Annotated in this window: 24 protein-coding genes; 11 read left to right on the top strand and 13 right to left on the bottom strand. The window is 63.9% G+C overall.

Annotated elements, in window-relative coordinates; translation table 11 throughout:
* Nucleotides 1-2 precede the first annotated feature (2 nt).
* Complete coding sequence (locus tag ACBG85_RS20250; protein ID WP_372024551.1) at nt 3-2,030, top strand: thioredoxin domain-containing protein; 2,028 nt, start codon at nt 3-5, stop codon at nt 2,028-2,030.
* On the opposite strand, the gene ACBG85_RS20245 is transcribed toward ACBG85_RS20250, so the two are convergent.
* Nucleotides 1,997-2,665, bottom strand: a complete 669-nt coding sequence (locus tag ACBG85_RS20245) for a hemolysin III family protein (RefSeq protein WP_058037248.1) — start codon at nt 2,663-2,665, stop codon at nt 1,997-1,999. The genes ACBG85_RS20250 and ACBG85_RS20245 overlap by 34 nt on opposite strands.
* Before the next feature lie 172 nt (nt 2,666-2,837).
* Here ACBG85_RS20245 and ACBG85_RS20240 point away from each other — a divergent pair, with 172 nt between their 5' ends.
* Nucleotides 2,838-3,605 carry an isoprenyl transferase gene (locus ACBG85_RS20240; RefSeq protein WP_003945211.1) on the top strand — a complete coding sequence of 256 codons (768 nt, stop codon included), beginning with the start codon at nt 2,838-2,840 and terminating at the stop codon, nt 3,603-3,605.
* A gap of 6 nt (nt 3,606-3,611) precedes the next feature.
* Here ACBG85_RS20240 and coaA read toward each other — a convergent pair whose 3' ends face one another.
* Nucleotides 3,612-4,544, bottom strand: a complete 933-nt coding sequence (coaA, locus tag ACBG85_RS20235) for a type I pantothenate kinase (RefSeq protein ID WP_003945270.1) — start codon at nt 4,542-4,544, stop codon at nt 3,612-3,614.
* A gap of 172 nt (nt 4,545-4,716) precedes the next feature.
* Between coaA and ACBG85_RS20230 the strand changes: the two genes are divergently transcribed.
* The 5 genes from ACBG85_RS20230 to ACBG85_RS20210 all read left to right on the top strand — a co-directional run bounded on the left by ACBG85_RS20230 (nt 4,717) and on the right by ACBG85_RS20210 (nt 11,269).
* A complete protein-coding gene (locus ACBG85_RS20230) occupies nt 4,717-5,913 on the top strand; it encodes a DUF885 domain-containing protein (RefSeq protein ID WP_372024548.1) in 1,197 nt (398 codons plus the stop codon).
* A 76-nt stretch (nt 5,914-5,989) separates the two neighbouring features.
* The gene (gene glyA, locus ACBG85_RS20225; RefSeq protein WP_003945195.1) at nt 5,990-7,297 is read left to right on the top strand and encodes a serine hydroxymethyltransferase; all 1,308 of its coding nucleotides are present in this window, start codon (nt 5,990-5,992) and stop codon (nt 7,295-7,297) included.
* 152 nt (nt 7,298-7,449) lie between these two features.
* Nucleotides 7,450-8,883: an amidase gene (locus ACBG85_RS20220; RefSeq protein WP_372024545.1), complete on the top strand. Its 1,434-nt coding sequence runs from the start codon at nt 7,450-7,452 to the stop codon at nt 8,881-8,883.
* Between the two features lie 26 nt (nt 8,884-8,909).
* Nucleotides 8,910-9,626 carry a response regulator transcription factor gene (locus ACBG85_RS20215; RefSeq protein WP_372024542.1) on the top strand — a complete coding sequence of 239 codons (717 nt, stop codon included), beginning with the start codon at nt 8,910-8,912 and terminating at the stop codon, nt 9,624-9,626.
* 275 nt (nt 9,627-9,901) lie between these two features.
* Nucleotides 9,902-11,269 carry a PhoH family protein gene (locus ACBG85_RS20210; RefSeq protein WP_003945274.1) on the top strand — a complete coding sequence of 456 codons (1,368 nt, stop codon included), beginning with the start codon at nt 9,902-9,904 and terminating at the stop codon, nt 11,267-11,269.
* 60 nt (nt 11,270-11,329) lie between these two features.
* Here ACBG85_RS20210 and ACBG85_RS20205 read toward each other — a convergent pair whose 3' ends face one another.
* The 5 genes from ACBG85_RS20205 to ACBG85_RS20185 form a co-directional block, all read right to left on the bottom strand.
* Nucleotides 11,330-11,734: a carboxymuconolactone decarboxylase family protein gene (locus tag ACBG85_RS20205; protein WP_003945227.1), complete on the bottom strand. Its 405-nt coding sequence runs from the start codon at nt 11,732-11,734 to the stop codon at nt 11,330-11,332.
* A gap of 30 nt (nt 11,735-11,764) precedes the next feature.
* Nucleotides 11,765-12,190 (bottom strand): limonene-1,2-epoxide hydrolase family protein, encoded by a 426-nt coding sequence (locus ACBG85_RS20200; RefSeq protein ID WP_007726363.1) that lies wholly within the window; start codon nt 12,188-12,190, stop codon nt 11,765-11,767.
* 17 nt (nt 12,191-12,207) lie between these two features.
* Nucleotides 12,208-13,821 (bottom strand): serine hydrolase, encoded by a 1,614-nt coding sequence (locus ACBG85_RS20195; RefSeq protein WP_372024538.1) that lies wholly within the window; start codon nt 13,819-13,821, stop codon nt 12,208-12,210.
* A 97-nt stretch (nt 13,822-13,918) separates the two neighbouring features.
* Nucleotides 13,919-15,490 (bottom strand): MFS transporter, encoded by a 1,572-nt coding sequence (locus ACBG85_RS20190; protein ID WP_047270321.1) that lies wholly within the window; start codon nt 15,488-15,490, stop codon nt 13,919-13,921.
* A gap of 97 nt (nt 15,491-15,587) precedes the next feature.
* Complete coding sequence (locus ACBG85_RS20185) at nt 15,588-16,154, bottom strand: TetR/AcrR family transcriptional regulator (protein WP_372024535.1); 567 nt, start codon at nt 16,152-16,154, stop codon at nt 15,588-15,590.
* A 339-nt stretch (nt 16,155-16,493) separates the two neighbouring features.
* Between ACBG85_RS20185 and ACBG85_RS20180 the strand changes: the two genes are divergently transcribed.
* Nucleotides 16,494-16,949: a nitroreductase family deazaflavin-dependent oxidoreductase gene (locus ACBG85_RS20180; RefSeq protein WP_372024532.1), complete on the top strand. Its 456-nt coding sequence runs from the start codon at nt 16,494-16,496 to the stop codon at nt 16,947-16,949.
* 59 nt (nt 16,950-17,008) lie between these two features.
* Entirely contained in the window at nt 17,009-17,728 is a 720-nt protein-coding gene (locus ACBG85_RS20175) for an NADPH-dependent F420 reductase (protein ID WP_075833944.1), read from the top strand.
* Nucleotides 17,729-17,777: 49 nt separating this feature from the next.
* Here the strand turns inward: ACBG85_RS20175 and ACBG85_RS20170 are convergent, their stop codons facing one another.
* The gene (locus ACBG85_RS20170) at nt 17,778-19,181 is read right to left on the bottom strand and encodes a class II fumarate hydratase (protein WP_003945220.1); all 1,404 of its coding nucleotides are present in this window, start codon (nt 19,179-19,181) and stop codon (nt 17,778-17,780) included.
* Between the two features lie 101 nt (nt 19,182-19,282).
* Entirely contained in the window at nt 19,283-20,317 is a 1,035-nt protein-coding gene (gene glpX / locus ACBG85_RS20165; RefSeq protein WP_003945202.1) for a class II fructose-bisphosphatase, read from the bottom strand.
* A 180-nt stretch (nt 20,318-20,497) separates the two neighbouring features.
* Here glpX and ACBG85_RS20160 point away from each other — a divergent pair, with 180 nt between their 5' ends.
* Nucleotides 20,498-21,067 carry a DUF4245 domain-containing protein gene (locus ACBG85_RS20160; protein WP_003945206.1) on the top strand — a complete coding sequence of 190 codons (570 nt, stop codon included), beginning with the start codon at nt 20,498-20,500 and terminating at the stop codon, nt 21,065-21,067.
* A 21-nt stretch (nt 21,068-21,088) separates the two neighbouring features.
* Here the strand turns inward: ACBG85_RS20160 and ACBG85_RS20155 are convergent, their stop codons facing one another.
* From ACBG85_RS20155 to ACBG85_RS20145, 3 genes are read right to left on the bottom strand one after another with little or no spacing between them, the layout of a single operon-like run.
* Nucleotides 21,089-21,307, bottom strand: a complete 219-nt coding sequence (locus ACBG85_RS20155; protein ID WP_003945276.1) for an exodeoxyribonuclease VII small subunit — start codon at nt 21,305-21,307, stop codon at nt 21,089-21,091.
* Entirely contained in the window at nt 21,304-22,569 is a 1,266-nt protein-coding gene (gene xseA, locus ACBG85_RS20150) for an exodeoxyribonuclease VII large subunit (protein WP_007726351.1), read from the bottom strand. The genes ACBG85_RS20155 and xseA overlap by 4 nt, the downstream gene beginning before the upstream one ends.
* Nucleotides 22,566-23,165 carry a lipid droplet-associated protein gene (locus ACBG85_RS20145; RefSeq protein ID WP_030536251.1) on the bottom strand — a complete coding sequence of 200 codons (600 nt, stop codon included), beginning with the start codon at nt 23,163-23,165 and terminating at the stop codon, nt 22,566-22,568. Before ACBG85_RS20145 ends, xseA begins: the two co-directional genes overlap by 4 nt.
* 153 nt (nt 23,166-23,318) lie before the next feature.
* Here ACBG85_RS20145 and ACBG85_RS20140 point away from each other — a divergent pair, with 153 nt between their 5' ends.
* Nucleotides 23,319-24,332 (top strand): 4-hydroxy-3-methylbut-2-enyl diphosphate reductase, encoded by a 1,014-nt coding sequence (locus ACBG85_RS20140; RefSeq protein WP_003945273.1) that lies wholly within the window; start codon nt 23,319-23,321, stop codon nt 24,330-24,332.
* 69 nt (nt 24,333-24,401) lie between these two features.
* On the opposite strand, the gene ACBG85_RS20135 is transcribed toward ACBG85_RS20140, so the two are convergent.
* A complete protein-coding gene (locus ACBG85_RS20135; protein ID WP_372024526.1) occupies nt 24,402-25,358 on the bottom strand; it encodes a DUF6542 domain-containing protein in 957 nt (318 codons plus the stop codon).
* Between the last annotated feature and the right edge of the window lie 176 nt (nt 25,359-25,534).

The raw sequence follows: 25,534 nt of genomic DNA, 5'->3' as shown, positions 1-25,534 counted from the left end.
CGATGGACCCACGGATGCGGAACAACCTGGGTGGGTCCTCGAGCCCTTACCTGCGTCAGCACGCCGACAATCCGGTCCACTGGCAACAGTGGGGCGAAGAAGCGATGGAGTGGGCGCGCGAGCGCAACGTGCCGATTCTCCTCTCGATCGGATACTCGGCGTGCCACTGGTGCCACGTCATGGCGCACGAGTCGTTCGAGAACGACGAGATCGCGGCCGTCATGAACGCGAACTTCGTCTGTGTGAAGGTGGACCGAGAAGAACGTCCCGACATCGACGCCGTCTACATGAATGCGACGGTTGCGATGACCGGCCAGGGCGGCTGGCCCATGACCTGTTTCCTGACTCCCGACGGTTCACCGTTCTACTGCGGCACGTACTACCCGCCGACGCCTCGCGGCGGAATGCCGTCGTTCACACAGCTTCTCGAAGCGATAGCCGACACCTTCACGAATCGGCGCGACGAGGTCGACAACGCGGCACAGTCGATCGTCACGGAACTTCAGCGCGCGTCGGGCGGGATTCCGTACGGCGGAGCACCCATCGACGCCGAGCTGCTGAACGCGGCGGGTCGGTCGATCCTCGGCGACGAGGACGTCCCGCGCGGGGGATTCGGTGGGGCACCGAAGTTTCCACCGTCGGCACTATTGGAGGGGCTGCTCCGACAGTACGAGCGAACAGGTTCGGGCGAGATCCTCGGCGGCATCGAGCGCACCGCCGAAGCAATGGCACGTGGCGGGATCTACGACCAGTTGGGTGGCGGATTCTCGCGGTACTCGGTCGATGCCGAGTGGGTGGTTCCGCACTTCGAGAAGATGCTCTACGACAATGCGCTGCTCCTGCGGTTTTACGCGCACTGGGCGCGGCGCACCGGATCGGACCTCGCCACTCGCGTCACCGAGGAGACCGCAAGGTTCCTGCTCTCCGATCTGCTGACCGAGAACGGTTGCTTCGCTTCGGCTCTCGATGCCGACACCGACGGCGTCGAAGGCCTCACGTACGTATGGACGCCGACGCAGCTGGTCGAGATTCTCGGCGCGGAGGACGGGCAGTGGGCGTCGGAGTTGTTCCGGGTCACCGATACCGGAACCTTCGAAGAGGGTGCGTCGGTACTGCAGTTGCTCCGTGACCCCGACGACTGGTCGCGCTGGCAGACGGTCTCCGACGCTCTCCGTGCCGCCCGGGCTCAGCGTCCACAGCCCGGCCGCGACGACAAGGTGGTGACGGCCTGGAACGGGCTGACCGTCACGGCCTTGACGGAAGCCGGACTTGCCCTGGACCGACCCGACTGGATCACCGCGGCGGCCGAGTGCGCAGGCGCTCTTCTCGACCTTCACCTGGTGGACGGTCACTTGCGTCGCGCTTCCCTCGGCGGGGCTGTCGGCGCCCCGACGGGCGTGCTCGAGGATTACGCAATGTTGGCCACCGGCCTCCTGGCTCTCTACCAGGCAACGGGATTGGCGCGGTGGCTCGATGCGGCGCAGCAGTTGCTCGACGTCACTGTCGACCACTTCGCTGATCCGTCCGAGCCGGGAAGCTGGTTCGACACGGCCGATTTCGCGGAGTCGCTCGTGACTCGGCCCCGAGACCCGTTGGACGGCGCGACGCCGTCCGGTGCGTCGAGCGTCGCGGAGGCTCTGTTGACCGCAGCGGCGTTGACCGATGCCGAGCGCTCTTCTCGTTACGCCCAGGTCGCGGCGGACGCGCTGGCGAGGGCCACGCTGCCGCTCGAGCGTGCGCCTCGGTCGGCGGGGCACTGGCTCGCGGTGGCGGAAGCGTCGTTGCGTGGTCCGATACAGGTGGCCGTCGTCGGGGAAGGTTCGCTGTTGGCCGATGCCCGCCGGCTTGCCCCGGGTGGTGCAGTGGTTGTCGGCGGAGCGCCGGATTCTTCACCGCTGCTTGCAGATCGACCCCTCGTCGACGGAGGTGAAGCCGCGTACATCTGTCGGGGATTCGTGTGTGATCGGCCGGTGACGACGGTGGTGGAACTGGCGAGTCAGTTGAACACGACGAGCCATACCGCGATGTAGTGGCAGATCGCTGCGACGACCGTCGCGGCGTGGAAGAACTCGTGATGCCCGAACGTCGTGGGCCACGGGTTTGGCCATTTCGTCGCGTACAGAATTGCGCCGACGCTGTAGAAGATTCCGCCGACGAGCAGCAGCACCATCGGCGCCACACCGACCTGGTGCGTCAGTTCACCGACCACGGGAACGATCGCCCAACCGAGGAGCAGGTAGAGCGGGACTCCCACCCATTTCGGGGCGGTGGGCCAGAGCATCTTGAGTGCGACGCCGGCGAGCGCGCCTGCCCACACGATCGCGAGGATGATCTTGCCGGTGTGAGTCGGGAGGCCGAGCATGGCGAACGGTGTGTAGCTGCCGGCGATGAAGAGAAAGATCATCGAATGGTCCGCACGCTTCATCCACGTACGGCCCTTGACCGTCTGCCACTGGATGCGGTGATACGTCGCACTGATGCCGAAGAGGCCACAGATCGTGACGCTGTAGATCGCGGTCGCCCAAGCCGCTTTGGCGCCGACCTGAGCGCCGGCTACGGAGACGAGAACAATGCCCGCGACGACGGAGACACCGAGCGCCCACAGATGGATCCAACCGCGCATGCGTGGTTTGACCGGAAGCTCTTCGAGCCCGAATGCCGTCATGTGCAACCCCTCTCGTTCCGTACTGTTGCGAACCGCGTAACCTACGGTACCGTAGGTTACGCATCAGTAGCATAACCTACCTGCGGGTTTTCGACGCGTACAAAAAGCGTGACGGCGCTCGCATGTGGCTGTCACTGCCGGGCGTAGTCTTTGACACCATGGTGATGTCACGGTGAATCTGCGCGGACTGCTGTACAGCATCTACGAGCGACGACTCCTCAGTCATCTCGACGGTCTCGCGCACCCACGGCACGTAGCCGTGATGTGTGACGGAAATCGGCGATGGGCTCGCGAGAACGGCTTCACCGATGTCAGTCACGGGCACCGCATGGGCGCGCTCAAAATTGCCGAATTGCTCGAGTGGTGCGACGCCGCCGGAATCGAGATGGCAACCATCTACCTGCTCTCGACCGAGAACCTGCGCCGCGAGCCGGAAGAGCTCGACACCCTCCTCGAAATCATCACCGACGTCGTCGAAGAGATCTCCGGGCCCGGCAAGAACTGGAGTGTGCAGATCGTCGGTGCTCTCGATCTTCTGCCTCCCGAGCAGTCCAGGCGCTTGCGGGAAGCGGCGGCGGGGACGAGCGGCCGAACCGGGACACATGTCAACGTCGCGATCGGATACGGCGGGCGTCAGGAGATCGCCGACGCCGTCCAATCGCTCCTGCGCGACAAGATCGGTGCGGGTCTGAGCGGCGACGAACTGATCCAGGCCGTCACGGTCGACGGCATCGACGGGCATCTGTACACGTCGGGACAGCCCGATCCGGATCTGGTGATCCGCACCTCCGGCGAGCAGCGGCTCTCCGGATTCCTGTTGTGGCAGAGCGCCTATTCGGAGATCTGGTTCACCGAGGCGTACTGGCCCGAGTTCCGTCGAGTCGACTTTCTTCGAGCCTTGCGCGATTACGCGGCGCGCCACCGCCGGTTCGGCGCCTGAGCCGTCTCAGAGCTTGCGCAGCCGCAGCCGGTTGATCGTGTGGTCGGCGTCCTTGCGCAGCACCAGGGTTGCGCGGGGACGGGTGGGGAGAATGTTCTCCACCAGGTTCGGGTGATTGATCGAGTTCCAGATCTCCTTCGCCGCGATGGTCGCGTCACGGTCGGAGAGGCCGGAGTAGTGGTGAAAGTGGGCGTTCGGATCGGCGAACGACGTGTTGCGTAGCGCGAGGAACCGCTGGATGTACCAGGCTTCGATGTCCTCGATGCGGGCGTCGACGTAGATCGAGAAGTCGAACAGATCGGAGACCATCAGACGCGGGCCGGTCTGCAGGACGTTGAGGCCCTCGATGATGAGGATGTCGGGCTGGCGGATCAGGTGGTACTGGCCCGGGATGATGTCGTACGACGTGTGCGAATAGACCGGCGCCGCTACCTCTTCCGCCCCGGACTTGACTTCGGTGACGAAGCGCAACAGCTTGCGGCGATCGTAGCTTTCGGGAAAACCCTTGCGGTGCATGATGCCCCGACGCTGGAGTTCCCTGGTCGGATAGAGGAATCCGTCCGTGGTGACGAGGTCGACGCGCGGATGGTGATCCCAGCGGGCCAGGAGAGCTTGCAGCACACGAGCAGTCGTGGATTTTCCGACCGCGACCGAACCGGCGACACCGATGACGAAGGGCACCTGACGGTCGGGATGCTTCTCGCCGAGGAAGGTCGCGGTGGCCGCGAACAGTCGTTGGCGTGCCGCCACCTGCAGGTGGATCAGACGTGCGAGGGGGAGATAAACCTCGGCAACTTCTTCGAGATCGATCTGCTCGCCGAGACCACGCAGGCCGTACAACTCGTCCTCGGTCAACACCAGTGGCGTCGACTTACGCAGTGTCCGCCACTGCTTGCGGTCGAACTCGACGTAGGGACTCGATTCGTTGGTGCGCGCCATCAGCCCAGCTCACCGGCACGTAGTGAACCCGGGGCCCGGCGGACGAAACAGCTATGCGAGCAAGCCAGGCGCGTGTGCGCACGATCCGAGTGCATAGTCGGATTGTGCTCGGTGCCACGTCCGGGACTTTCGCCGGGTGGCATTCCGGAGCGAGCGACTAGGCTCGGTGGTTATGGATCCAGACACACTTGTTCGCCAATACCTGCTGCTCGGACTGGGTTTCGACCGTCTCGAAGACGGGTTCGTCGACGCGTTCACCGGTGACCCGGCGCTGCGTAAGCAGATCGAGAGCGCCCCGAAGCCCGATCCGCGTGAACTTGCCCGCACGGCACGTGAATTGCGGGGCGAGTTGGCCGGAAGTGGTCTGAATGCCGAACGCGCCCACTTCGTCGACGTACACCTTCGCGCCCTGGAATGCTCCGGGCGCAAGTTCGCGGGTGATGACATCGGCTTCGTGGACGAGGTCGAGGCGTACTTCGACGTCCGAATCGAGAAGGGAAACGAGGACGCCTACAGCGACGCTCACCGGTTGATGGGTGAAGTTCTGTCCGGTCCGGGACCGTTGGCCGAGCGGGTGCAGGCCCATCGCAAGGCCGACGAGATCCCCGCGGCGAAACTGAACGAATGCGTCGAGGCAATGTCGAGTGCGCTGCGCGATCTGGTCCGCGGCACGTTCGGGCTTCCCGCGTCGGAAACCGTCGAATACGAAGTGGTGGGGGACAAGCCGTGGTCCGGCTTCAACTACTACCTCGGTGACTACCGCTCCAAGGTTGCGATCAATTCGGATCTGCCGCAGTTCATGGCCAACCTGCCGCGGCTGATCGCGCACGAGTCCTACCCCGGCCATCACACCGAGCATTGCCGTAAGGAAGCCGGTCTGGTCGGTTCGGGCCAGCTCGAGCAGACACTGTTCCTGGTCAACACGCCGCAGTGCATCATGGCCGAAGGCCTCGCGGATTTGGCGCTGGAAGCGATTGTCGGCCCGGACTGGGGTTTGTGGGCGCAGGACATCTACGCCGACCTCGGCTTGTCTTTCGACGGGGAAAAGGCGCAACGGCTCTCCGCCGCGTCGGGGCAACTGCTGAGTGTCCGGCAGGATGCGGCGCTGATGTTGCACGACGAGGGGCGCAGCCTCGACGACGTGGCGCTGTTCCTCGAACGGTGGTCGCTGTCGACGCCGGAACGCGCTCGCCAATCGCTCAAGTTCCTGTCTTCGCCGCTGTGGCGGGCATACACCAGCACGTATGTCGAGGGATACCGGCTGCTCGGGGGCTGGCTGGACGAGGTGCCGGTGGGCGCGGAGCGCACCGAACGCTTCCGCAGGCTGCTCGACGAGCCGCTGGTCCCCAGCTCTCTGCGTGCTGCCTAGTGCCGGGTGGAGACGGCGGGAGCGAACTTCGTAGACTGGACGCATTCGTTTCCGCATCCAGCTTGGAGATTCCTCGATGACCGCTGTGCCCGGCTCCGACGTCAACTCTGCATCACTCGCCGAACTCGACCCCGAAGTCGCCGAGGCGATGGCTGGTGAATTGGCTCGTCAGCGCGACACGCTCGAGATGATCGCGTCGGAGAACTTCGTTCCCCGCTCGGTTCTGCAGGCTCAGGGCAGCGTCCTGACCAACAAGTACGCCGAGGGCTACCCGGGACGTCGTTACTACGGCGGTTGCGAGCACGTCGACGTCATCGAGGATCTGGCGCGCAACCGTGCGAAGGAACTCTTCGGCGCAGAGTTCGCGAACGTTCAGCCGCACTCGGGCGCACAGGCCAACGCTGCTGTTCTGATGGCACTGATGAACCCGGGTGAGAAGCTGCTCGGCCTCGACCTTGCACACGGCGGTCACCTCACGCACGGCATGAAGCTCAACTTCTCCGGCAAGTTGTACGACGTCGCGTCCTACGGCGTCAGCAAGGAAGATCACCGCATCGACATGGACGAGGTGCGCTCGATCGCCCTCGCCGAGAAGCCGAAGGTCATCGTTGCCGGCTGGTCCGCGTACCCGCGTCAGCAGGACTTCGCGGCGTTCCGTGCGATCGCCGACGAGGTCGGGGCGTACCTGTGGGTGGACATGGCTCACTTCGCCGGACTGGTTGCCGCAGGCCTGCACCCGTCGCCCGTCCCGTACGCAGACGTCGTCTCCTCGACCGTCCACAAGACCCTCGGTGGTCCGCGTTCGGGCCTGATCCTGGCGAAGAAAGAGTGGGCCAAGAAGCTCAACTCCGCTGTCTTCCCCGGTCAGCAGGGTGGACCGCTCATGCACGCCATCGCGGCCAAGGCAGTCACCTTCAAGATCGCTGCCGGTGAAGAGTTCAAGGATCGTCAGGCACGCACCCTTTCCGGTGCGCGCATCCTTGCCGAGCGTCTGGGCAACAAGGACGTCGCAGACCAGGGCATCAGCGTCCTGACCGGCGGCACAGACGTCCACCTCGTGCTCGTGGACCTGCGTAACTCGCAGCTCGACGGCCAGCAGGGTGAGGACCTTCTGCACGAAATCGGCATCACGGTCAACCGCAACGCTGTTCCGTTCGATCCCCGCCCGCCGATGACCACCTCCGGTCTGCGTATCGGTACCGCAGCGTTGGCCACTCGCGGATTCGGCGATGCCGAGTTCACCGAGGTCGCCGACATCATCGGTACCGCTCTGGCCGGCAACGCGGATCTGCCGGCGCTGCGTGCGCGCGTCGCCAAGCTCGCCCTCGACCTTCCGCTGTACGACGGTCTCGAGAACTGGGGCCTGCTCAGCAAGAACGTCTAGGAACTCCTTCACCGACGGCCCGGTCCCTTGCGAGGGGCCGGGCCGCTGGTTTTTTGCCAGTCGCGGATTGTGGCATCGGTCACATGACCGATGGTGGCCGAGTTCGGCGCTTCCTAGCCTGAGAGCATCACCCCTCCGGCGAAGGAAACCCCATGACCGAACAGAATCTGCATTGGCTCTCCGCTACCGAGATGGCGGCGTCGGTCGCGTCGAACAGTCTCTCGCCCAACGAGATTGCCGAAGCGATGATCCAGCGCGTCGACGCCGTCAATCCGTCGATCAACGCGATAGTCCAGTTCGATCGCGAGCAGGTGACGCGCGATGCGGCCGAACTCTCACGGCAACAGGAAGCGGGCGAGAAACTCGGCCCGCTGCACGGCGTTCCGTTCACGATCAAAGATCTGACGGCAGTCGACGGGCTGCCGACCACGTTCGGGATGAAGCCGATGGCCGACAACATCGCGACGGGAAATGCCGTCGTCGTGGACAGGCTGCGAGGCGCCGGCGGACTGTTCCTGGGAAAGACGAATACTCCCGAAAGTGGTTACTACGGAGGCACGGACAACCACCTGTACGGGCCGACGCACAACCCGTGGAAGCTCGGCAACAGCGCGGGCGGGTCCAGTGGCGGTGCGTCGGCTGCCGTGGCTGCGGGCCTCGGGCCACTCGCCGAGGGCAGTGACGGCGCGGGATCGGTGCGTATCCCGTCGGCACTCTGCGGGGTCGTCGGGCTCAAACCGACCACCGGCGTCATTCCGCAGACCATTCTGGCCGGGCGGTTCTACAACTGGGCGTACCACGGTCCGATCACCAGGACCGTCGCCGACAACGCGCTCATGCTCGACATCATGGCCGGGCCGGACAATGCGGATCCGCTCTCGATCGAGCGTGCGGAGACCTCGTACGTCGAAGCGGCGAAGGGTGACGTGAAGGGGCTTCGCGTCGCGTGGTCGACGAATCTCGGCCTCGGCCATGTTGATCCGGAGGTGCTGGCGGTGTGCCTCGACGCGCTGGCGGCATTCGAGGAATTGGGTGCCCGGATCACCGAGGCGACCCCGCAGTGGGGAAATCCGTCGGAGTCGATGTGGAACGGCATCTGGGTTCCCGGTTTCGCTTCCGAATACGACTTGCTCGACTGGGAGAACCAGCGCGGCGAGGTCGACGACAACCTGATCGAGATCATGCACGAGGCCGAGCGGCTCACCGGTGTCGACGTCGGGCGGGCCGACGCATTCCGCGGCGTCATGTGGGACACGTGGACCGCGTTCATGAACGACTACGACGTGTTGGTCTCGCCGACCTTGGCTTCGGCCACGTTCCCGCTCAGTCAGTTCGCGCCGTCGTGGCTCGAGGGTGCGTCGCTGCGTGAGCAGTTGCTCGATTGGCTCTTCACCTACCCGTACAACATGCTCAACAATCCGGCGATCACCGTGCCCGCCGGATTCACCGCCGACGGTCGACCGGTGGGGCTGCAGATCGCCGCACGTCACCGCCGGGACGCACTGGTCCTGCGGACTGCCGCGAACTTCGAAGCGGCACGTCCGTGGGCGGACAAGAAGCCGGCCGATTCACTGGTCGTGGCCTAGCTCACACGATTGGTTAGATTGATGTGATGACGTCTGTACTGCCTGATCGCGGCGCTGGACCTGACATGTTCGCGCCGCGATCGCCGGCGGCCGGGGCGTACGGCATTCTCGGCCTGTGCGCCGAAGAACTCCGCGCACGTGGACTCGCGTACTCGGCTGCGGCTGTCACGTACCGAGACCCGTCGAGCGGAAGGCATCGGGCTCTGGCGAGTTCCGGATACGACGACAGGGTGCTCGAGTTCCTGCTCGACGACTTCATCGCCGATCGCAATCTCTTCGGCATCATTCGCGAGGCTTCGGGCGTGCCCGTGTTCTGGCAGGACGTGCCACGATTCGAGCAGGTCGAGATGGTCACCGATGTTCTGCGGCCGTCCGGGTACGCCGAGGGTGCCTCGGTCGCATTGGGGTTCTCCGGCCGTGAGGTGACCGGATTGCTGCACATGAGCTTCGCGGATTCCGGCGTCGTCGATCGCGTACGGGAGGTGGTGGCGGCGTCCAGCGCAGCCTGCTCGCGCGTCGTGGGGGACCAGGTGGCGCTCGATCGTGTCCATCTGAGCCCACGGGAGATCCAAGTACTGCAATTGGTGGCCAGGGGCGCGGGCAATGTAGAGATCGCCGAGGAGTTGTTCGTCAGCCGTCGCACCGTCGCCACCCATCTCGAGAACATCTTCGTCAAGACCGGAACCAATTCGCGGGTTCAGGCAGCGGTGCGCGCCGCGAAGTGGGGTCTGATCGAGTCCTGAGTGACGCCGAATCACACGAGTGGCATTTTGTTACCTGGCGTTCACCAGATGTGCGGCTCGTTCCGTGGCGCGAGTGTCCGATCCGCAGTACCGTCGGCAGTAACGAGTAACCAGAAGTTACTTGTGCGGGAGGTTCTGATCGTGACTGAAACACTCAGTACGAGAGGGCCGGCGCCCGGCCCTTGTTTCAGCTGACACAGCGTCACCTGACACCAGAGCCGTCCGGCCCAGCGAGCTGAGTTTGCGCGGGTGCCGCGCAGACCTAGGAGCCCAACGTGACTGCATCACGCTCCGTCTCTGCCCACTCGGCCCGGGCTGATCTATCAGCCGGGAATCATTCGGGAGATGCACTTCGCACGTACGTCTTGGATACCTCGGTACTACTGTCCGATCCATGGGCTGTCACTCGATTCGCCGAACACCACGTGGTACTCCCACTGGTCGTGATCAGTGAACTCGAAGGCAAACGGCACCACCACGAACTGGGATGGTTCGCCCGAGAATCGCTCCGCATGCTCGACGATCTACGGATCGAATACAGCCGCCTCGACCGTCCGGTGCCGATCGGCACCGAGAACGGGACACTGCAGGTCGAACTCAATCACACCGACCCTGCGGTCCTGCCCGTCGGATTCCGCACGGACAGTAACGATTCGAGGATTCTGGCGTGTGCGCTGAATCTTGCTGCGGAGGGCAAGGATGTAGTCCTCGTCAGCAAGGACATTCCGCTTCGTGTGAAGGCAGGCGCGGTGGGACTACCTGCCGACGAGTACCACGCTCACGACGTCGTGCCATCCGGATGGACGGGCATGACTGAGCTGGACGTCGCCTCGACGGACATCGACGAGCTGTTCAACGAGGGTTTCCTGGACCTCGACGAAGCGCGAGATCTACCGTGTCACACGGGTCTTCGCCTGCTCGGTGGTTCGTCGAGCGCCCTCGGTCGGGTGACTCCCGACAAGCGCATCCAGTTGGTGCGCGGTGAGCGCGAGGCGTTCGGGTTGCACGGCCGCTCCGCCGAGCAGCGCATTGCGCTCGATCTCCTCATGGACGAGAGCATCGGCATCATCTCTCTCGGTGGTAAGGCGGGCACCGGTAAATCGGCCTTGGCTCTGACAGCAGGTTTGGAAGCCGTTCTCGAACGCCGCACTCAGCGCAAGGTTGTCGTCTTCCGTCCGTTGTATGCCGTTGGCGGACAAGAACTCGGCTACCTTCCCGGTAGTGAGAGCGAGAAGATGGGCCCGTGGGCTCAGGCCGTTTTCGACACTCTCGACGGGTTGGCCTCGCCAGAGGTTCTCGAAGAGGTTCTCGCCCGCGGAATGCTGGAAGTGTTGCCGCTGACGCACATTCGCGGTCGGTCGCTGCACGATTCGTTCGTGATCGTCGACGAAGCGCAGTCGCTCGAACGAAATGTTCTGCTGACAGTGCTTTCTCGTCTGGGAACCGGCTCGCGAGTGGTCCTCACGCACGACGTCGCGCAGCGTGACAACCTGCGAGTGGGCAGGCACGACGGAGTTGCGGCCGTCATCGAAAAGCTCAAGGGGCACCCGCTTTTTGCGCACATCACACTCACGCGCAGTGAGCGTTCGCCGATCGCCGAGTTGGTGACCGACATGCTCGAGGAGTTCGGCCCCACTTCCTGAGAAGTGATCTCCCCGTGCGGACTTCGGTCTGCACGGGGAGATGCCTGGGTTTGAAGTTGTTCAGTTTTGCAGCGGTCCCAGTTCGTTGTCGAGAACTTCCTGCACGACACGCATCGCCGCCAGCCCCGCCGGAGCGCCGCAATACGCGCTCGCGTGGATCACGGTTTCGACGATCTCGGTGCGCGTCAAGCCGTTTCGCAATGCCCCACGTACGTGGCCTTTGAGTTCGTTCTCGGCGCGCAGCGCGATCAGCATCCCCAGATTGATCAGACTGCGACTGCGGCGATCGAGTCCGGGACGCGTCCATACCGAACCCCAGACGTTGGCCGTCACGAAGTTCTGCAGTTCTTCGCTGTCCGTTCCCCGGGTGCGCTCGAAGGCGGCGTCGACGAAATCGGCCCCCATGACTTCGGTGCGCACAGCCAATCCGGCGTCGAAGGAGTCAGGCGTGGTGTTTTCGGACATGGCAGGTTCGCTCGCTTTCGGCAGGTGATTTCAGGCCGGAGCAAGCCTACTTCGTGTCCCGGTCCCGACGACTGCGCGGCCGACCGCGGTCACCACGCCCCACGCGACGTCTCGCAGACTGAAGTAGTCCCGCCAGACGCAGACCTTGCCGTCGCGCAGTTCGAAAGTTCCGCATACCCAGAACTCGATGCGCAGCGGTCCGACGGTGAGGATGTCGGTGCGTTCGGTGAGCACCGTGGACTCGTCGCCGACGATGTGGTGCATCTCCGCCTCGAATTTCAGTGAAGGCTTGGTGACCAGACGTAGCGCTCGCACGACGGTCTTCTTGCCTCGCAGGGTGGGGAGCGAGACGTTCTGCCAGACGATGTCGTCTGTCATCAATTCGGCTGCGGCGTCCACGTCGAAATCGGTGAGGGCCGCGAACATTGCGTTCACCGTGGCTGTCGAACTACTCATGGGGTGTCCTTGGCTGATTATTCGGCCGGTGTTGCCCGGATGAAGGTACCGAGATGATCGTGATCGAAGTACTCCAAGGTTAGCGAGTTTCCGTCGAAGGTGGCCTTCGAGACCGTCCCGGCCGGTGCGTTCTCGCCGCTGAGCGGGAACGTGAAGGTGTTTCCGTCCCAGTGGGTCAGAGCGTACGTCGCGGCCGCGGGACCCATGGTCAAGGTCAGCGCACCGTTCTGCTGCGTCACGAGCGCGGGACCCCAGTACGGATTGCCGTAGTCGCCGGTCAATTGGTCTGTCGGTGGCGCGGGAGCGGGGGAGGCCGGCGGCGTCTTCCCGGCAAGTTCGCCCTCAGGGTCGGCTTGTGAGGCAAAGGACGCTTCGTACAGCGGGCGCCACTCACGGGTGATCTTCCCGAACTGCACCAGATCGGCGAATTCGGCGGTCAAGGTCTCTGCGACGCCGGTGGGCGTGCCGTTGGTCAGAACGACTATGCCGACGTCAGCGGAGGGAATCGTCACGAAATTGGTCCCGGCACCGAGCAGGAAGGCGCCGGAGTGGCTGGCGGTCACACGGCCTGCCGCGCTGTCGGAAACGTTGAACCCGTAGCCGTAGAAGCCGGAGCGTTCCCCGATTTCCTGCGCATGGCGCGAGACGATTTCCGGGTTGACTGCGGGCACGAGCGCCTCCGTCTGAACGACCTGCTGCCCCTGATACCGACCGCCCGACAGCACCATGTCCAACCACTTGGCCATGTCGTTCACCGAGGAGCTGACTCCACCGGCGGGGGATTGGGCGTCGGCGTCCCGAACCGGCCCTACCTTGTACTTTCCGTCTTCGAGGATGTGGCCGACTGTTCGATTTTCTCGGGCTTGGTAATCGGCGAACCGCGAAGACGTCGACGTCATACCGAGCGGACCGTAGATCGTGTTCTGCGACAGCGTTTCCCAATCGGTGCCCGCCGCGGCTGCAACGGCCTCCGCACCGGCAGTGACGCCGAAGTTCGTGTACTCGTATGTGATTCGGAAGGGATTGAGCGGTAGTTGGCGAAGTTTTTCGAGCACCTGGGCCCGGTTGTAGCCCAGGTCCTCCAGCCCGTCGCCGGCGTGGTCCGGTAACCCCGACCGATGCGTGTAGAGATCGGAGATCGTGAGGTGGTCGGTCACCCACGGATCGGCAAGCGCAAACCCCGGCAGTTTCGAGATCACCGGAGTGTCCCAGTCGACGGTCCCGATTCCGACTTCGTGGGCGACCACCGTGGCCCCGACCGATTTCGACACCGATGCCAGTTGGAACACGGTGTCGGCATCGACGGTGGCGCTCTTACCCAACTCACGAACCCCGAATCCCTTTGCGTACACAGTCTTACCTCCGTGCACCACGGCCACCGCCATGCCGGGAACACCGGAACTTGCCATGAGATCGTTCGCGAGGTCGTCGAGCTTCCCGACCGCGTCGTCGATTTGCCCGTCCGGGATCGGCACCCCGGCGTCGAGACCCGGGCTGGCGTCGCTGACGACCGGCCCGGGCGCCGAGGTGTTGTCTGAATCGGACGAGCATCCGGCGAGCAGGGCGACCGTCAGTACTACCGGAACCGCCGCTGCCGACAGTCGCGAGCTGTTTCTACTGGTGATGGACACGAGATTCTCCCTAGCAGGGTTGTCGTCGGTACCACTCGGTCAATCCAGTATCGGGGAACGGCGGGCTGATATTGGGACAAATCGGGAAACCTTGTAGCTACTTCGGGGTCTTGGTTGTCAGACTGCCGAGAATGGAGCCTTCCGTGACCGGCTTCCAAGGGAGCAACAACGCGACCAGCAGAGCGGTGATCAATGCTGCTCCGACCGTGAAGTACGACGCGATGGCGAAGCCTTCCAGGCATGCGGTCTTCATCGTGTAGATCAGACTGTCCTTCTGCTGCTCGAAGAGCGGACTGATGTCGCGGGAGCGGATTTCGATGACGCTGAGTACGGACTCACGAGCGAAGCCTTTCTCCTGCGCCGACATCACGGCGTCGGGAATGGCGTCGACGATCGGAGCCACCTTGGACGTGTAGTACGAGGCGACGATCGAACCGATGACGGCGACGCCCAGGGTCCCGCCGAGCTCACGCGTCGTGTCGTTGACTGCCGAACCTGCGCCCGCTTCGTCGAGGGGCACCGAGGACATGATGGAGTCGGTCGCCGGTCCCTGGACAATTGCGAGGCCCAGACCCATGAGAACCATCGAGATCACGACGGGTCCGAGGTAGGGCGTCTCGACGGTCGTCCGACCCGCCAGGAACATGCCGCCGCTGAGGACGAGGAGGCCGAACACCATCACTGCGGTCGTGCCGAGTTTCTGTGCCGCCAAGGTGGCGACGGGGGCGCCCACGGCGACAGCGGCGGCGAAAGGCAAAGAGTGGATGCCGAATTCGAGCGGCGAGTATTCGCGAACGCCCTGGAAGTACTGCGTGATCAGGAACAAGAACCCGAACATACTGAAGTAGCTGACCGCAATAGCCAAGGCGGGGAAAGAAAACCGCCGGATTCGGAAGAGATTCATGTTCAGGATCGGCGCGTCGGTGCGCAGTTCCCATGCTACGAATGCGGCCAACAACACTGTCGCAGAGAGGTATCCCGTGATGCTGAATGTCGACACCCATCCGCGATGTGGTGCGTCGATGATGGTCCACACCAGAATGACGATGCCCAGTAGCGACAAGATTGTTCCGACGAAATCGAATCGGCCGACGTGGAGCGCCTTCGATTCCGGAACAACCAGCAGCACACCCACGATGACCAACAGTGCTGCCGGAACGTTCATCCAGAACACCGAGTGCCAGGAGAAGTGCTCGAGAAGCCAGCCGCCCGCAGTCGGGCCGATGGCAATCGCGAAGCCGGCCATTGCGGTCCAGGCTGCGATGGCGATGGCTCGTTCTCTGGCGTCGGTGAAGATGTTGGTGATCATGGCCAATGTAGCCGGAAAGACCGCTGCGGCAAAGACACCCATGGCGGCTCGCGCCATGATCACCTGTTCGAGGTTGGAAGCCAAAGCGCCGACGAGCGACATCGCACCGACGCCGATCAAGCCGATGATCATCACTCGGCGGCGTCCGAAGCGGTCACCCAGGTGGCCGAAAGTGAGTAGGAACCCGGCGAAGGTCAACGTGTACGCGTCGACGATCCATTGCAGGTCGCTGACGCTGGCGAACAAGTCGACGCTCATCGTCGGCAATGCGACGTTGACCACTGTGTTGTCCAGCACGACAAGGAGTTCGGCGAGGCAGATGAAGATCAGCGCAGTGAATCGACGGGACTTGGTCATCATGGGCGCCGAGGGCGCCGGTGCAAGTGTGTGAGACATGTTTGTACGCCATCTCTGCTCCTGCGCGGACGGCAGCAGCGGTTGGAAGAAAGAGGGTTGGTCAGCTCGGGGCCGAGACCAGAGCCTTGAGGTGAGCGCCGATGCGATCGAGAGGCGCCGTGGTGTGCTGAGCTTTTGCCATCAGCGTCGCGCCTTCGATTGACGCGATCACGACGGTTGCCCACTGTGCTGCAGTCTCGGACGGCTGTCCCTGCTGCCAGAAGAACGATGTGAGAAGCGATTCCCACGAGGTGAAGGATTCGCCCGCAGCAGTTAATGCCGCCGGCGTCGACGCGCCCTCCACTGCCGCGGCTGCGACCGGACAGGAGGAGGTGAAATCGCTCTCTACCAAGCTGTTTCGAAATATCGTGACAACCGCGTCGATGATCTCCGGTGGGGAAGACTGAGCGATCATCGAACTGATGGCGGCACTGACGCCCCGGCCGAAGTAGGCAACTGCTTCGCCGGCCAGCTGTCCTTTGCCCTCGGGAAAGTAGTGGTACACCGACCCGCGGGGAGTTCCCGAGCGTTCGACGATCTCGGTGAGCGAGGTCGTCGCGATCCCGTGTTCACGGAAGGCATTGATGGCGCCGACCAGCATCAGAGTGCGGGAATCGGAGTCGGCCATCCCGCCATCGTATGCAATCGCAGTGCTGTTCGAATCATCTGGTGCCGCTGATTCTCTTGGTACTCCCCACTTGCGACGCGCTGCGGCGATCGGACAACGCGTCTGCGGGCCGGTCATGGCAACGAGGCGTCTCGAGGTGTGTTCATCACTGCCTCCCAGTATGTCGATCGGTATAGGAACGAATCTGAGACTAGATGTAACCGGCAGACACAGTCAAGTGTTGTGTGCAGGTGGTGGGTATCGACGGAGATTCTTGGTGGCAAAACTCCCGAACAGTGGTTATATCGTGCGGTATAGAGCTGTTGCTTCGAGCACCAGCTTCGGAGGAGAGGAAACGACATGCCGGTACCGACGTCAGTTGCACGAAGACGAAGAATCGAAGTCGCAGTCGGGAAGTACTTCGCCAATCCGCTGGTCACCGGATTGAATCGGATCGGTTTGATGCCGTCGTTGATGACCGAGATCGAGACGGTTGGACGCCGAACCGGTCTGACCCGCCGAGTGCCCGTTGCGATCACCTACGACGGTGACGAGGCGTGGGTCATTGCGCAGCATGGCACCGGCACGGGGTGGGGTGCCAATATCTCTGCGACGCCGAAGGTTCGGATCCGTCGCCGCGGCGAGTGGGTGGACGGACAGGCCCAGATCATGCCGGACGACGACGTGCCGGCGCGGGTGAAGACATTTGCGTCGGGGAAGATCAGATCGGCGCTGACGGCCTCTGCCTTTCGCGGATTGCAGACCGACCCGGTCAGTGTCCGCATCAGGCTCGCGCTCGATCCGTCAACCGATTGAATCAACGGGAGTTGAAATGGTCGGTGCGGAATGACCCGGTGCGTTCTCGTCGTTGACGAATGCAGCGGTGGCGCGATCGCCACTGCACACGACGAAGGAGCAGGGTCATGCGCATCGGAATCATCGGAGCCGGTCAGATCGGTGGCACGCTCACACGTAGGCTCGCTGCGCTCGGTCACGACGTGCGCGTCTCGAACTCGCGGACACCGGACACGCTTGCAGAACTGGAAGCGGAGACGGGCGCGAAGGCAGTCCGCAGCACCGAGGCCGCCGAGGGTGCCGAGCTGGTCATCGTGAGCATTCCGCAGAAGAACGTGGTTGATCTACCGGCGGGGATTCTCAGCGGTGCGGTCGCCGGTGCCCCGGTCATCGAGACCAACAACTACTACCCGCAACAGCGTGACGGTCTGATCGCCGCCATCGAGGGCGGACAGACCGAAAGCGGATGGGTGCAGGAACACCTGGGTGTACCGGTGTTCAAGGCGTTCAACGGAATCTGGTGGAAGCATCTCCTCGAGAAGGGGCTTCCCGAAGGTGCAGAGGGGCGCATTGCGCTACCCGTCGCCGGCGACGACGACGCGAACAAGCAGGTCGTCTTCGATCTGATCAATCAGTTGGGCTTCGATCCCGTCGATGCGGGAACGATCGACGATTCCTGGCGTCAGCAGCCGGGAACTCCCGTGTACGGCAAGGATTTCGATCGCGAAGCGACGCTGAAAGCATTGGCCGAGGCGAGCCCCGATCGCACCGACGAGTGGCGGGCAACCACTACGGTGTAGGGAAAAGTGTGGCGGTTTCCGAAGTGGAAACCGCCACTCTTTTGTTTGTTCAGTCCTTGACCTTCGCCATCGCCAGAACGTCGAGACGCTTGTCGAGTTCTTCCTCGCTCAGCTTGTCCGGGACGAGTCCGCGCTCGATGACGACCTGACGGATCGTCTTCTTCTCTTTGAGCGCCTGCTTCGCGACGGCTGCGGCTTCCTCGTAACCGATTGCCGAGTTGAGGGGCGTCACGATCGACGGCGACGATTCGGCGAGTGTCTTGAGGTGCTCCTCGTGCGCGACCAGTCCGCTCACGCACTTGTCGGCGAACAGTCGAGAGACGTTGGCCAGTAAGGTGAACGACTCCAGCAGGTTGCGAGCCATGACCGGGATGTAGACGTTGAGTTCGAAAGCTCCGGCGGCGCCACCCCACGCGATGGCGGCGTCGTTTCCGATCACCTGAGCCGCAACCTGAGTAGTTGCCTCGGGCAGGACCGGGTTCACCTTTCCGGGCATGATCGAGCTACCCGGCTGCAGATCGGGGAGTGCGATCTCGCCGAGCCCGGTCAGCGGACCCGATCCCATCCACCGAATGTCGTTGGCAATCTTCGTCAGTGAGACGGCGATGGTCCGCAGCGCGCCCGATGCCTCGACCAGTCCGTCACGCGCGGCCTGCGCTTCGAAGCTGTTCTTCGCCGGAGTCAGCGCGTCGACGCCGGTCGACTTGACCAGTTCGGCAACAACTTTGGGGCCGAATCCATCCGGAGCATTGAGACCGGTGCCGACTGCTGTTCCGCCGATCGGCAGCTCGCCGAGGCGGGGGAGTGTTGCGTTGACGCGCTCGATGCCGGCCTCGATCTGACGTGCGTAGCCGCCGAACTCCTGACCGAGCGTGACCGGCACAGCGTCCATCAGATGGGTGCGCCCGGATTTGACGACGGTCTTCCACTCGGTCGCCTTCGTGGCAAGCGCAGCATGCAGATGTTCCAGTGCCGGAACAAGATCGGTGACCGCTGCTTCGGTAGCTGCGACATGCGTGGCGGTGGGGAAGGTGTCGTTGGAGGACTGCGACATGTTGACGTGATCATTGGGATGTACGTCCACACCGGCGGCCTTCGCGATGGATGCGATGACCTCGTTGGCGTTCATGTTCGAACTGGTTCCCGAGCCGGTCTGGAAGACGTCGATGGGGAACTGATCGTCGTGCTTGCCTTCGGCGATCTCGTTCGCGGCGGCGATGATTGCGTCGGCCTTGTCCGCGTCGAGGAGTCCGAGGTCCTTGTTGACCTGCGCACACGCTGCTTTCAGCAGGCCCATTGCGCGGATCTGGGTGCGCTCGAGCGGGCGCCCGCTGATCGGGAAGTTCTCGACTGCACGCTGGGTCTGTGCTCGCCACAGTGCGTCGATGGGCACCCGAACTTCGCCCATGGTGTCGTGTTCGATTCGGAACTGTTGATCGTTGCTCTCCGTCATGGCTCCACATTGCCACTTTTCGAGAGCGGGTAGGGGACTACGTCCCCCGTGAGCGGTTGAGGAGTGCAGGGACTCCCTAACCACTCACGGGGCGGAGCCCATCAGAACGTCGGGGGAACCGCGCCCTCTTCGCCGTCGAAGTCGACGGAGCTGTACTCGCGCAGCTTCTCGAGACGGTGGTACGCGTCGATCATGCGAACGGTGCCGGACTTGCTACGCATCACGATGGACTGCGTGCTGGCGCCGCCGCCGTAGTAGCGGACGCCGCGCAGGAGGTCACCGTCGGTGACGCCGGTGGCGCAGAAGAAGACGTTCTCGCCCGAGACGAGATCTTCGGTGGACAGGATCCGATCGAGATCGTGACCGGCGTCGATGGCCTTCTGACGCTCTTCGTCGTCGGTGGGGGCCAGCTTGCCCTGCAACGATCCACCCATGCAGCGCATGGCTGCTGCGGCGATGATGCCCTCTGGCGTTCCGCCGATGCCCACGAGCATGTCGGTGCCGGACTCCGGACGCGCTGCGGCGATCGCGCCGGCAACGTCACCGTCGGAGATCAGACGGATACGAGCGCCGGTGTCGCGAACGTCCTGGATCAGCTGGTTGTGACGCGGGCGGTCCAGGATGCAGATCGTGATGTCGGAGACCGACGCCTTCTTGACCTTGGCTACGCGCTTGATGTTCTCGGCGATCGGTGCGCTGATGTCGATGACATCTGCGGCATCCGGCCCGACAGCGATCTTCTCCATGTAGAACACGGCCGACGGATCGAACATCGCGCCACGCTCGGCAACAGCCAGAACAGAGATTGCGTTGGGCATGCCCTTGGACATCAAGGTGGTGCCGTCGACCGGGTCGACGGCGAAGTCACAGTCGGGGCCGTCGCCGTTTCCGACCTCTTCGCCGTTGAACAGCATCGGCGCTTCGTCCTTCTCGCCTTCACCGATGACGACGATGCCGCGCATCGAGACTGACGAGACGAGCTGACGCATGGCGTCGACGGCTGCTCCGTCGCCGCCTTCCTTGTCGCCGCGGCCTACCCAGCGGCCGGCAGCCATAGCACCGGCTTCGGTGACTCGGACCAATTCGAGTGCGAGGTTACGGTCCGGGGTCTCACGATGAGTGCTGCTGGCCGTCATGTGCGGTGCCTCCTGGCGCGGTCGCGGTCGACGGGGTGTGTCGACGCAGTGGTTTCTTCAGGCGTCATTGTCCCAGATGGGAGCGGCTACGTGCGCTGTCGGGTCGCCGCAGAGACGTTTTGTCTCGCTCGAGGGGGACCGGGAATCGTATCTACTGCGGAGTACCTGGATACTGGGGGTGTGGCATCGAAGAAACCCCGCATTCTCGAAGACAACAAAGACATGGTCTGGTCTCTCGTACCGTTGGTGCTGTTCTGCATCATCATTGCGGGCATCGCCAGCCAGTGCACGTTCAGTCCTGGCGGCCCGACACAGGGGCCTATCCCGAGCGTCGATGTGGACGCAGCTCTGAACTACGACGCGAAGGAACTCGGATTTCCCATCCGTAATCCCGGTGTTCCGGACGGGTGGACTCCGAACTCCGGCAGTCGCAAGATCATCTCCGGCGACGGCGGCGGAGATTCGAGCACTGTGGGATTCATCACGACCAGTGGTCGCTACATCCAGCTGACACAGAGCAACGCCGAGGAATTCCCGTTGGTGTCACATGTTGCCGGTGGACAGCGATTCGCGACCGGAGTCGAGACCGTCGGTGCCGATACGTGGAACGTCTTCGGCGGCGAAGGTGTCGAGTCGATCTGGGTCACGGACGTCGGGGATGTTCGCCTGTTGCTCACGGGCGCGGCGACGCCGGAAGAGTTCCGGATACTTGCCGAGAAGGTCGGCGCAGCGCAGCCGATCACGCCATAGGATTTGCGGTCGGAGCGGACGCTACTCGTCCGCTTCGGCCAGAGCCTTTTCGACGCGGGCCCTCGCGCCGGCCAAGTGCTCTTCACAGCGCTTGGCCAACGCTTCGCCTCGCTCCCACAGTGAGAGTGACGCGTCGAGGTCCAGACCGCCCTGTTCGAGAATCTTCACGACGCTCACCAGTTCGTCCCGGGCTGCTTCGTAGCCGAGTTCGTTGATGTCGGTGTCGGTGGCGTTGCTCATTTTTCTCTTCCCATCACTGCGGCGCGAACGGCGCCGTCTGCAAGTCGAACTCGAATCTGGGTACCGGGTGGCGCGTCCTCGACCGAGCGCAGAACCTCCGGATCGCCATCGGCGACAACACGTTGCACGACTGCGTACCCGCGGGCCAGCGTCGCGGCGGGGCCCAGCGTGGTGAGCCGGGCGCGCAGATGCTCGATCGTTCGGGACTCGGTGTCGATCAACCGAGTCACATCGCGTCGCCCGGCGGCTTGGAGCCTTTCGACCTCCTCGGCGCGACGGTCCACCGCGAGCAGCGGTGATGCCATGACCGGTCGAGTGCGCAACTGTTCGATCAGATGAGACTCACGCTTGACCCAGCTGCGCAGTGCCGCAGCGCTGCGGTCACGCAGATCCGCAACCAGGGCAGCTTCCGCAACCGCGTCGGGTACGACGCGCTTGGCCGCGTCCGTGGGTGTGGCTGCGCGCAGGTCGGCGACGTGGTCACTGAGCGGGCTGTCCGGCTCGTGTCCGATGGCACTGACGATCGGCGTCGTGCAGGCCACGATGGCGCGGCACAGCGCTTCGTCGGAGAACGGCAGGAGATCCTCGACGCTACCGCCGCCGCGAGCGAGGATGATGACGTCGACTACCGGGTTGGCGTCGAGTTCCTTCAGCGCTTCGATGATCTGGGGAACAGCAGTCGGGCCCTGAACCGCGGTGTTACGCACTGCGATGGCAACTGCTGGCCAACGACGATGGGCGACTGAGACGACATCCTTCTCGGCCGCACTGGCTCGGCCCGTGATCAGGCCGATCGTGCCGGGCAGAAACGGAAGCGGCCGTTTGAGACGCGGATCGAACAAGCCCTCGGCGGCGAGCAAGGCGCGCAGTCTCTCGATGCGGGCAAGCAGCTCACCGATACCCACGGCGCGAATCTCGGTGACACGCAACGACACCGTTCCGCGTCCGGTGTAGAACGAGAGCTTGCCGAACATCACGACACGCGAGCCCTCGGTCAACGGCACCGGGGAATTGTGCAACAACTGCGGTGAGCACGTGATCGACAGCGACATGTCTGCCGACGGATCACGCAGGACGAGAAAGGCCGTTCGGGTGCCGGGGCGTGCATTGATCTGGGTGATCTGGCCTTCGACCCAGATGCTGCCGAGCCGATCGATCCAGCCGGCGACCTTGGCGGAAACCGTGCGGACCGGCCACGGCTGCTCAGCGCTGCTGGCGCCGGACGATCGCTGCGATGAAGCGGGGGGCGTTGCGGAAGTCACTTTGCCTTGGCTGTGGTGATGCGGTTGGTGAGCATGGTCTGGAACGGTGCCCGGGCGAGCGTCGCATTCTCGTAGTCCAGGACTGCGGTCAGCTCGTCGATGCTGAGCGTCCGGATGCGCGCACGGAGCTGTGCGAGTGTGAGGTTGGGGTAGTCGAGTTCGGTGACGATCTCGGGCTCTTCGGCAGGTCCGTCCGTCGTAGCTGCCGTGGATTCGGACTCGGCGACGGGTGCGGGTTCCTCGATGGGGGCAGTCGGCTCGAGCGAGTAGAGCGCGAAGCGACCGGCGTTGGTCGGGGTGTCAGCGGTGGTCGATCCGGTGGAAGGCGTCGGGTCAGCAGGCGCATCGACGTCTTCGTCGAAGACCGCCCACTCGGGCTGTTCGTCCTCGGAAGACCAATTGATCAGTGCAAATGCCTGATCGCCCTTGATCGCCAGCGAGGTGATCGACTGCTGCACGCGCATGCTTGTCTGCAGCATCTGGCTCACGGCGGTCATCGGCAGGGCGACGGCGGTGGTGGGCAACTTCTTTGCCTCTTCCATCGCGGTGACGGCGAGTCCCGCGGCAACGCGCGCCACGAACGGTGGTCGGATCATTCCCACAGCTTGCCGCAAAGCTCCGACAATCGGTAGCCGACTTGCCTGTGACGGCTGTACTCGTTTACTTCGGAACCTTCGATCGGAGCCCGAAACCGAGGTGTTCACGTTTGCCGGAGTGTCTCACGTTCGAGGTGCCAGTAGGCTGATCACATGTCTTCGGCTGTTCCTCTCAATCTCGGTATCGCGCACTCGGCTGATTCGCCGTCCACCCGCAAGGGCAGCGCCAAGCGCGTGCTCCTCGCCGAGCCTCGCGGCTACTGCGCCGGCGTCGACCGCGCGGTCGAGACCGTCGAGAAGGCCCTCGAGAAGCACGGCGCTCCCATCTACGTGCGTAAGGAGATCGTCCACAATCGCCACGTCGTCGAGACGCTCGAAGATCAAGGCGTGATCTTCGTCGACGAAACCGACGAGGTTCCCGAGGGATCGTTGCTCGTGTTCTCGGCGCACGGTGTGTCGCCGGCCGTCCACGACTCGGCTGCCGAGCGGAACCTGCGCACGATCGACGCGACGTGCCCCCTGGTCACGAAGGTGCACCAGGAAGCGAAGCGATTCGCCCGCGACGATTACGACATTCTGCTCATCGGCCACGAAGGCCACGAGGAGGTCGAGGGCACCGCAGGTGAGGCTCCCGATCACGTCACCATCGTCGACGGCCCGGATTCGGTCGACGCGGTCACGGTTCGTGACGAGTCGAAGGTCATCTGGCTTTCCCAGACCACACTGAGCGTCGACGAGACGATGCAGACCGTCGCGCGCCTGCGTGAGCGCTTCCCCAATCTGCAGGACCCGCCGTCCGACGACATCTGTTACGCCACGCAGAACCGTCAGGTCGCGGTCAAGGCGATGGCTCCCGAGTGTGATCTCGTGATCGTGGTGGGTTCGCGGAACTCGTCCAACTCGGTTCGCCTGGTCGAGGTCGCGCTCGGGGCGGGCGCTGCCGCGTCGTACCTGGTCGACTACGCCCGTGAGGTCGATCTCGCGTGGCTCGAGGGTGTCCAGACAGTCGGCATCACGTCAGGCGCATCGGTACCCGAGGTGCTCGTGCGCGGCGTGATCGAACTTCTTGCCGAGCACGGATACAACGACGTTCAACCCGTCACCACTGCCAACGAGACTCTGGTGTTCGCCCTTCCCCGTGAATTGCGAGCAGCGCGCACGTCCTGAAACAAGAAAATGCGGGGCACCTTCCATCTGGAAGGTGCCCCGCATTTTTGTGCTACCGGGCGCGTCTGTTCAGGGCTCTTCGCGATCGCGGTACCGAACTCGCGGCGGCGGATACGCGGGAAGATCGACTCCGGGTGGGCGGCGGCGAGGGGGCAGCGGCGGCGATACGTCGTCACCCGAAGCGAAGAAGGGCTCCATCCGCTCCTCACGTCTGGGCGACGGAGTGGGCTCGGGCGCCCGGCGGCGACCGTACGACGGGTAGTCGTCGTCTGCCACGGGCCGACTGTCGGGCTGGGGGCGACGCGTAGGCGGTTGGTGCGTGCGATCGACCCTGGGTGGCTGAGGGCTTCTCCGAGGCGGCAGCGGACGCTCGTCCTGGATCGGCTCGCGCCTGGGGGTGCTTCGGTAGGCGGGCTGCTCGTCCACCTCGGGGGCGCGGCGACGCGGGGGCCCGGGGACGGGCGCGTCCGAGACTCTGCGTCGACGCCCGGTCTCGGGTGCGGGTTGTTCTCGCGTGGCAACTGCAGAGGAGTCACGAGTGGTGGCCGTCGAGCGGCGGGAGCGGGTCGAGCGCGCGGGCCCGGTGGGGCGCTGATTGAGCAGGAAGTACCGGAAGCCACCGATGATCAGCACGACCACGGTTGCGGCCAACATGATCGGAAAGCGGTTGACCAACGGGTACGCGATGTTGATCGCGATATCGCGCAGCGCGGTGCTGTTGTCCTTGCCGATGAGCGTGTGCCCGATCGGCACCGCAGCGAAGAGCAGCAACGGCGGTTGGGCCATCGCGGTGAAGAGGGCCTTGTTCGAAGCGGCAACCACAGCGAAGAGACAGCCCAGGAAGTAGAACGTCGAGAACACCGCGGTGAGCTCTCCGCCGCCTCCGGTGGCATCGATCAGTACGCCGACGGCGGTCACACCGGCAGCAAGCAGGATCACTCCCCACCAGGGCAGGCCGGGGACGGTCACGATGAGCGATCGCTTGTCCAGCGGTACCCCGGAGCGAGCACGTTGGGTTGCAGACACATAACGACATTAGCGGTTCTTGCGTTGTCGGCCGTGTTTGTGCGGGTCGTGGCTGGCGCATTTATCGACGCGATGGCGCGATGGTTTCGGGTTCTTCGCCAAACGAACCGGACGGATTGTGTGCAGGGTCACCGGACGCTCGTGGGTTGGGGCACACCGACGAAGCCGTCAGCGTG

The sequence above is a fragment of the Rhodococcus sp. NyZ502 genome, from assembly GCF_041464245.1.
Lineage (GTDB): Bacteria > Actinomycetota > Actinomycetes > Mycobacteriales > Mycobacteriaceae > Rhodococcus_F > Rhodococcus_F qingshengii.
The sequence above is the reverse complement of the archived record's forward strand: the minus strand, read 5'-3'. Positions and strand labels throughout refer to the sequence as shown.